The 7,650-nt window shown below is 41.9% G+C and carries 8 protein-coding genes; 2 read left to right on the plus strand and 6 right to left on the minus strand.

What is annotated here, in order from left to right:
- Positions 1-34: 34 nt before the first annotated feature.
- From AB5Z52_RS02600 to AB5Z52_RS02615, 4 genes are all read right to left on the minus strand, one after another.
- Entirely contained in the window at positions 35-982 is a 948-nt protein-coding gene (locus AB5Z52_RS02600; RefSeq protein ID WP_003128278.1) for a N(4)-(beta-N-acetylglucosaminyl)-L-asparaginase, read from the minus strand.
- A gap of 156 nt (positions 983-1,138) precedes the next feature.
- Positions 1,139-2,440: a Sapep family Mn(2+)-dependent dipeptidase gene (locus tag AB5Z52_RS02605; protein ID WP_005470217.1), complete on the minus strand. Its 1,302-nt coding sequence runs from the start codon at positions 2,438-2,440 to the stop codon at positions 1,139-1,141.
- Positions 2,441-2,452: 12 nt separating this feature from the next.
- A complete protein-coding gene (locus tag AB5Z52_RS02610; protein ID WP_003128274.1) occupies positions 2,453-3,181 on the minus strand; it encodes a GntR family transcriptional regulator, LSA1692 subfamily in 729 nt (242 codons plus the stop codon).
- Positions 3,182-3,201: 20 nt separating this feature from the next.
- The gene (locus AB5Z52_RS02615) at positions 3,202-4,044 is read right to left on the minus strand and encodes a YitT family protein (protein ID WP_005470216.1); all 843 of its coding nucleotides are present in this window, start codon (positions 4,042-4,044) and stop codon (positions 3,202-3,204) included.
- A gap of 231 nt (positions 4,045-4,275) precedes the next feature.
- Here AB5Z52_RS02615 and AB5Z52_RS02620 point away from each other — a divergent pair, with 231 nt between their 5' ends.
- Entirely contained in the window at positions 4,276-4,707 is a 432-nt protein-coding gene (locus AB5Z52_RS02620; RefSeq protein WP_003128269.1) for an Hsp20/alpha crystallin family protein, read from the plus strand.
- Positions 4,708-5,075: 368 nt separating this feature from the next.
- On the opposite strand, the gene yajC is transcribed toward AB5Z52_RS02620, so the two are convergent.
- Positions 5,076-5,414, minus strand: a complete 339-nt coding sequence (yajC, locus tag AB5Z52_RS02625; RefSeq protein WP_005470213.1) for a preprotein translocase subunit YajC — start codon at positions 5,412-5,414, stop codon at positions 5,076-5,078.
- Positions 5,415-5,496: 82 nt separating this feature from the next.
- Positions 5,497-6,642 (minus strand): tRNA guanosine(34) transglycosylase Tgt, encoded by a 1,146-nt coding sequence (gene tgt, locus AB5Z52_RS02630; protein WP_005470211.1) that lies wholly within the window; start codon positions 6,640-6,642, stop codon positions 5,497-5,499.
- Positions 6,643-6,836: 194 nt separating this feature from the next.
- Between tgt and AB5Z52_RS02635 the strand changes: the two genes are divergently transcribed.
- A complete protein-coding gene (locus AB5Z52_RS02635; protein ID WP_003128265.1) occupies positions 6,837-7,544 on the plus strand; it encodes a DUF975 family protein in 708 nt (235 codons plus the stop codon).
- Positions 7,545-7,650 lie beyond the last annotated feature (106 nt).

The following is a 7,650-nucleotide window of genomic DNA, read 5'->3' on the forward strand; positions in this document are numbered from 1 at the left end:
AGATCTTGCTCTTTGCAATCCTCTTTTTTTGAAATCATACCGGTGCTTTGATGCGTGCTTCATATGCATCAAGCCACTCTTGCGTGATCGGTGTGATCACCGTGGTTTGATCTGGACCAGGATTGGCCATATAAATAGCCGCTTCTTGGTCAGCTGTCGCAACGCTAAATGTGAATTCTACATTTGTTGCCACCCCCCATGCCCCATTTTTATCCAATGCTATCAACGAAAAGGCACCTGCTTTGCCATAACGTTTGCGTAATCGTTCTTCAAACCCATAAACAGCCCGGTCACAAGCGGCTTGTGGTGAAAGACCTTCTCCCATCAAGCGGACGATTTCATAAGAAAGACAGCCTTTCATCAAATCTTCACCCAAACCTGTAGCGGCAGCTCCGCCAATCGTACTGTCTACATAAAATCCTGAGCCGGATAATGGCGAATCTCCCACTCGACCCTGTTTTTTCATGAACAAACCAGAGCTAGAGGTTCCGACTGCCATTTGCTGTTGCGTATCGAGAGCAACAACGCCAACCGTGTCATGGCCATCGTAAGGATCGAGGTTGGAAGCAGCGATTTCTGCTAATCGTTTTTCCCAGATTTTTTTTGCCCGATCGGTCAACATATTCTTACGTTCAAATCCAGCCAACATCGCGTATTCGGTGGCTCCTTGCCCTACTCGAAAGCTATTGAATTTCTCATCACTCAATTGGCGTGCAACTGAGATGGGATTGGCAACATCGGTAATCCCTGCAACGGCACCAATCTTAAATGTTTCACCATCCATAAAAGCGGCATCCATTTCGACGATTCCGCGTTCATTTGGCAATCCGCCATAACCAACTGATTTATAAAATGGATAATCTTCCACTGCTTTGATGGCAGTTTCTACTGCATCTTTGCATGACGCTTGTCCTTCTAAAAGTTCTTTGGCTGCCAGTACACCATCGTGTGCCATTCGCCAAGTTGCAATCATTCCCCACATATCTTTCCCTCCATCATTTGTAGCGCTTACAAGTATATTCTATATGGTATATACTAGTATGTCTATACTAAAAAACGAGTTTCTTTCAACTCTCATTGATTTATAAGAAACTCGTTTCGGATTTTTTTTATTGTTGAGGATTCATCCAGGGCATTCTTATTCTGTTAATGCTTTGATGCTGCGCATGTAGATCTCTAAATTCATCCGTAAGTCAGCACTGTCCATGTACTCATTCTTATTGTGTGCAATCCCTTTTTGACCAGGAAAAGACGGACCAAATGCCAAGATATTCGGCATTTTGCGTGCATAGGTTGCCCCTGTTGTGGTTACTGGTTTAGGGTCATTGCCTGTGACTGTGTGATAAATCGTCGACAGTTTAGCTATTTCGGTTGATTCTTTGTCTCGGCAAAACCCGGGAATACTGCGAATGACTTCTAATTCGACACCGATAGGCAGTTGCCTTTTCAAACGGGACAATACGTCTGTTTCTGTAACAGTCACTGGGTAGCGAAAGGCAACTTCCATCACTAATCCTGTGAGAGACTTTTGTATCACGACAGGCGTCAAAATCAATTTACCAGAATCTTCATCAGCCAGCGCCAAGTCAATCCCTTCTCCAAAATGCTGCTGATGAAAGCTTTGACAGATCCAACGAAAATAAGATTGTATGGTTGGAGGAATAGTTTGTTTCTCAGCCAGTTGGGCTGCCAGGATCGAAATTGCATTTTCTCCCAATTCAGGAGCATTGCTTGGAGAACGTTTCCCTGTGACTTCAAACTTCTGATCGGCAATGCTTACACTCAAGTCGTCAGGAACATGGTCTCGGAATTGATCCCCCTGAAACGAAGTGAGTTGCTGTAGTTCATCGTCTGGCAGCGGAAAATGGAGCGCTACATTGACGACCCCTCGTTCGCCATAGACTACCGGATACTTACAATCTGGCGTAAATCCGAACACAGGTGGTTGTTCTGCGGCCAAATAATGAGGAACATCCGACATACCACTTTCTTCATCCGTACCGAAAATGATCCGCAGATTTTTTTTCGGTTGGTGTCCTAATTCTTTCAATAATTTCATCCCATAAAGGCAACTAATGATTGGTCCTTTGTTGTCTAGAATTCCCCGACCATAAAGGCGGCCGTCTTTTTCGCTTAAATCAAACGGCGGAAAATCCCAGTCTGAACCCGCAGGCACCACATCGAGATGTCCCAGGATACCGATGTAGTCTGACCCTTCTGGTCCCCACTGTGCATAGCCGATCGCATCATCGATCACCTTTGTTCCAAATCCAAAAGCGGCACTTTTTTCCATTACCAAAGACAAAACTCGCCGAGTTTCCGTACCATAGGGCGCCTGTGGCATAGGTTCAGATTTGACACTAGGAACTTGCATGACTTGTTTGAGTAAGTTTAGAAAATCCAGCCAGTTTTCCTCAATGGCTGTGCTGATTTGGTCCATTTTTGCCACCCCTTATTTTTGACGTACCAATGTATTTTTAAAGGTATATTTATCTGCACGATAAAAAGATGTATCGAACAAGATCGGTTTCGCAGAAGGGGAATAAGTCATCGAATGGACGAGAAGCATTGGTTCCTCTTCGGATACATGCAATAGCTTGGCAATGTCTGGCGGACTTTTGACCGCTTCCACTTCTTGATGGGAATAACCAATCTCAATGTTGGCTTCGATCACTTCATATAAAGAAGACTCTAACTGATCTTTGGTGATTTCGCCGGACTCTTTTTCTAAATAACGCTTCAATACATAGAGGTTCTCCACCGTCATCGGTTCATCATCAAAATAACGCAAACGAGTCAGATACACCATTGGTTCTTTCCCATAGTTGCCGAACATCTGTCGGATCTTAGTCGGTAATTCTTTCACTGTCTCTACTTGTAATACTTCGGTTCGGGTCTTTTTCCCTTGGGCTTTGGCCGTTTCGGTGAAGCTTTGCAATCCGCCAGATCCACTCTGGATCTTTGGCTGCTTCATCACATACGTTCCTTTGCCTTTTTCTTTGACTAGGATATTTTGGGTGATCAGAAGATCGATGGCTTTGCGGACAGTTAGCCGACTGCATTGAAATTCTTCCGCTAAATCATAATCAGAAGGCAGCTTCTGACTCGTTACATAAGTGCCATCATTGACACGTTGGGCGATTTTATCTGCTACTTCCTGAAAAACGGCTTGTTTTTTCACTTGATTCCCTACTTTCTACTCTACCATTCATAAAATGGACGATTCGCACTCACACCAGAAGCCACACTAACAAAGGCCTGGTTGTCGACGGATTGAATCATTCCTTCAACTGTCTTTAATTCTTTTTGGGAGATGACTAAAAGCAACAATTTCTTCTGTTGATGATCAAAGCCCCCCTCAACATCATTGATCACTGTGATCCCTCGCTGAAGTGCACATTGTAATGTTGCAATGACACCTTCTGCTTTTTCGGTTACTACTAGTAATTGCACACGCCTTTGCTTGAGATTCACGTAGTCTACCATTCGACCACTGATAAAGAAAGAGATTGCACTATAAAAAGCGTACGGCCAGCCAAAAATCATTCCAGCAACGAGTTGGAGACTGACATTGAAAAAGATAAAGAAACTGCCAATACTTTTGCCGGTCATTCTCTTCACTAAGATCCCTAAAATATCTAATCCTCCTGTGGAAAAATCATCGTTTAAAGTCAGACCAACGGAAAACCCATGGAGCACACCGCCAAAAACAGCGCAGATGACTGGATCTGTAGTCAATGTGACAACTGGGACCACCTTCATCATAACAGATGAGAGGAAGACAGTACAAACCGTCATAAGCGCGAAATCACGATCGATTTTGCACCATGCAATCGCTAACAATGGCGCGTTAAAAAATAAGACCAACACAGGGATTGACCACTCGTTACCAAAGTATACTTCCAAGAGCTGCGACAATAATTGTGAAAGTCCAGTAATTCCACTGGCAAATATATTTCCTGGCAGCCAGAACATATTCAATGCGATGGATGATAACAGTGCATAAATGAGTGCAACAGCTAATCGTTTTATTCTTTTTGGCATAAGCATCTCCTTCCGCTTCGATTATAGTATATATCATTAAGTATATACTGTCATCAAAAAACTTATTTTCTTTAAAGAAACCGCCTTTGCTGATCCATAGTCTTTCTCAGGATCGAGGGGTAAAATTTATCCTGACATGCGGGCTAGAAAAAGAGAGTAAAATACTTGAAAACTGACTAATTTTGACTAAAATAATAATTGGAAAGAAAAATAAAGAAAGGATTGATTATTATGTCACATGAGATTGAACCTCGTCGCTCAGATGCCTATAGTATGACACCTTTTAATTTCTTCGAAGATTTTGGTCGCAGTTTTTTTGATGGTTTTAAAGCGAACATGATCAAAACAGATATTCACGAAAATGATTCGGAATATCTCGTTGAAGCAGAGCTGCCTGGTATTCCTAAAGAAAATATTCAAGTCACTTATGAGAATGGTATTTTGACGATTGCTGGTCAACATCAATCGGATACTACGACTGAAGATAAAAAAGGAAAACTAGTACGCAGCGAGCGTAGTTTAACAAGTGTTCGTCGCCAATATTTGCTAGAAAATGTCAAAGAAGACGACATCAAAGCTTCTTATTCTGAAGGTATTCTTAAATTGACTTTGCCAAAAGATGATCACGGCAAAGAACCTAAGAAAACCATTCCGATCGAGTAGCAGCATCACTTTTACCAAACAAACAGCCCCCTTAACAGAAATGCTTGTTAAGGGGGCTATTAATGTAGAAAAAGACCTGTTCTCCATGCTTTGCTTGCTGATTTTTTTGCTCTTGCTAAAGAACAAGCGAAAATCTGGACAAACGCCACTCTATAAAAAAAGAGGCTGGGACAGAGGTGCTAAACTCCTAGAAATAAGAAGGAATACGCGGAAATTGCTTCTCAAATTTTGGGGTATTTCGACTTGTTTCCGAAGGAGTTGCTTCTGCTCCCACCATCTAGACGTGTTTAGAGCGTGGGACAAAAGTTTTTTTTACTTTTGTCCCACGCTCTAGTCCTAGCTGTCTTTGTCAGACGGATCGAAAAAAATTATTCTTTTGTATCGTCTGCTTTTGTTTCATCAACAACATCAGCTGGTTCGATTTCAGTTGCAACAGATGCACCAGTACCAGGTGTCACGGTACGAATCGCTGCCCGATCGAACTCTAAGAAAATACCTTCACAGTCGATGACAACTGTACTCTTGTCTGTATTTACTTCAGAAAGAACGCCATGAAGTCCGCCAATTGTTACTACGCGATCTCCAGCCTTCATATTTTCCAATAAGTTTTTTCGTTCTTGCTGTTGTTTCTTTTGTGAACGGCTCATGAAGAACCACATTGCCACCAAAGCAACAAGCATAAAGAGCATTGGTAAAGATTGTGCCATTTTTTTCACCTCGATTTTTTTACTTTTCTATAGATACTTTATCAGAATCTGACGTGTATTCCTACCGTTTTACCAGAATAAATTAGAAATTTTTGGCATTTTCTTTATTGAAGCCATATTCTTCGAAGAAATGTTGCCGGAATTCCAGCAAGTTGTCATCCATGATCGCTTGACGGACTTGTTTCATCAAATTCAACAAGAAATAAACATTGTGATAAGAAGTTAATCGGATCCCGAATGTTTCATCACATTTGATCAAATGACGAATATACGCCCGTGAGTAATTCTTACAAGTATAACAATCACAGTTTTCATCAATTGGTCGGAAATCTCGGGCAAACTGGGCATTCTTCACGACTAAACGACCTTTAGACGTCATACATGTTCCGTTACGGGCGATTCGAGTCGGTAATACGCAGTCAAACATATCGACCCCGCGAATAACGCCGTCGATCAGAGAATCTGCGGCTCCTACCCCCATCAGATAGCGAGGTTTGTGGTCAGGGATCCATGGTGTGGTAAATTCCAAGACGCGATTCATTTCAGCTTTTGGCTCGCCTACTGACAAACCGCCAATCGAATAACCAGGAAAGTCCATGCTGATCAAATCTTGCGCACTTTGTTTCCGTAAATCTTCAAAACCGGCCCCTTGAATGATCCCGAATAGGCCTTGAGAATCTGGATTGGCATGAGCTTTCAATCCGCGTTCTGCCCAGCGAGAAGTCCGCTCTACTGATTTTTTGACATACTCATAGCTTTCATCGAATGGCGGACATTCATCAAAACTCATCATGATATCCGAACCTAGTTTGTTTTGGATATCGATAGCTTTTTCTGGTGAAAGGAACATTTTTGAACCGTTTAGATGGTTCTTGAAATGGACACCTTCTTCAACAATATTTCGCATATCTGCTAGTGAGAAAACTTGGAAGCCACCAGAATCGGTTAGAATCGGCTGATCCCAATTCATAAACTTATGCAGCCCACCTGCTTCGGCCACTAGATCTTCTCCTGGTCGCAGCCATAAGTGATATGTATTACTTAAAATGACACCAGCGCCCATGGCTTTCAGTTCTTCCGGTGCAAGGGTCTTAACAGTAGCTAAAGTTCCTACAGGCATAAACATTGGCGTTGGAAAAGTGCCATGCGGTGTGATCAATTCACCTAAACGGGCACCTGTATGTTTCTCTTTCTTGATCAGACGATAACGAATGGCAGGTTGCGACATTCATTTCCCTACTTTCTTTATAGACTCGATTAACTGTGCAACGCTATTAATGATAAGGGTTGCGTTAGGAATTTGCAAGAAGGTTTCAGCTTCTCTTCCTCTTTTTCAAAAAAACTTTCCTTTCTTTGCTTTATTTTTTGTACAATCCATGCTCATTTGCTATCATGTTAAACAGATAGAAAGGAGGTTTTTTTATGAAAACTAGAGGACAACTAAAAAGTGAAGCCAAATCCGTTCTGAATGGACGCTGGAAAGATAGCGTATTGATGTGCTTGGTCCCTACGTTGATCTCTATTGCTTTTGCTGTTGTGATCGTAGTGATTGTTGTGTTGCCTTTGATGGCATTAAGTCAAAATGGTGCCTTTGATAGTCAATCCATCAATGAAGCGTCGAACTCAACTGGCGGTAGTGGCGGTGGCTTGATCAGCGGATTATTCTCAGCATTGTTTGGTGCCGGGATTTCTTGGACATTCCTTGATTTGTTACGCGGCAATAAACAAGAGATTCGTCCATTTTCTGATGTCTTTCGTGGATTTAGCGGTGTATTCGCACTTGGTATCATTGTCATCTATATTTTATCAACGATTTTCGTTAGTTTATGGGCATTATTATTTGTGATTCCAGGAATCATCAAATCCTATTCCTACTCACAAGCATACTTCATCTACTATGATACCTATGAGCAAACAGGTACACGGCCAGATTTTCTTGCTTGCATCACGGCTAGCCGCCGATTGATGAAAGGGTATAAAGGAAAACTGTTCTTACTTGATTTGAGTTTTATTGGCTGGCACATTCTAGCCATTATCACAGCTGGTATCGGGTATCTTTGGTTGACACCTTATATCAGTGCTACCAAAGCAGCCTTTTATGAAAACTTGCCAAAACAGACATTAGCTTAAAAAAAGGACCTTACTTTGACATATCAAAGTGTAGTGACCCCAAAAAGTTAGACTTTTATGGAGTGGAGAAATCCACTCCTTTTTTGTATGATAAGATTAACTGTTA

This window comes from Enterococcus sp. RTP21361st1_A6_RTP21361_211029 (genome assembly GCF_040910045.1).
In the GTDB taxonomy this organism is placed as follows: domain Bacteria; phylum Bacillota; class Bacilli; order Lactobacillales; family Enterococcaceae; genus Enterococcus_D; species Enterococcus_D gallinarum.

Coding starts and splice junctions, on each gene's coding strand:
- AB5Z52_RS02615 (WP_005470216.1), bottom strand. CDS start 4,044: ATGCCAAAAAGAATAAAACGATTAGCTGTTGCACTCATTTATGCACTG.
- AB5Z52_RS02605 (WP_005470217.1), bottom strand. CDS start 2,440: ATGGACCAAATCAGCACAGCCATTGAGGAAAACTGGCTGGATTTTCTA.
- AB5Z52_RS02600 (WP_003128278.1), bottom strand. CDS start 982: ATGTGGGGAATGATTGCAACTTGGCGAATGGCACACGATGGTGTACTG.
- AB5Z52_RS02620 (WP_003128269.1), top strand. CDS start 4,276: ATGTCACATGAGATTGAACCTCGTCGCTCAGATGCCTATAGTATGACA.
- yajC (WP_005470213.1), bottom strand. CDS start 5,414: ATGGCACAATCTTTACCAATGCTCTTTATGCTTGTTGCTTTGGTGGCA.
- tgt (WP_005470211.1), bottom strand. CDS start 6,642: ATGTCGCAACCTGCCATTCGTTATCGTCTGATCAAGAAAGAGAAACAT.
- AB5Z52_RS02635 (WP_003128265.1), top strand. CDS start 6,837: ATGAAAACTAGAGGACAACTAAAAAGTGAAGCCAAATCCGTTCTGAAT.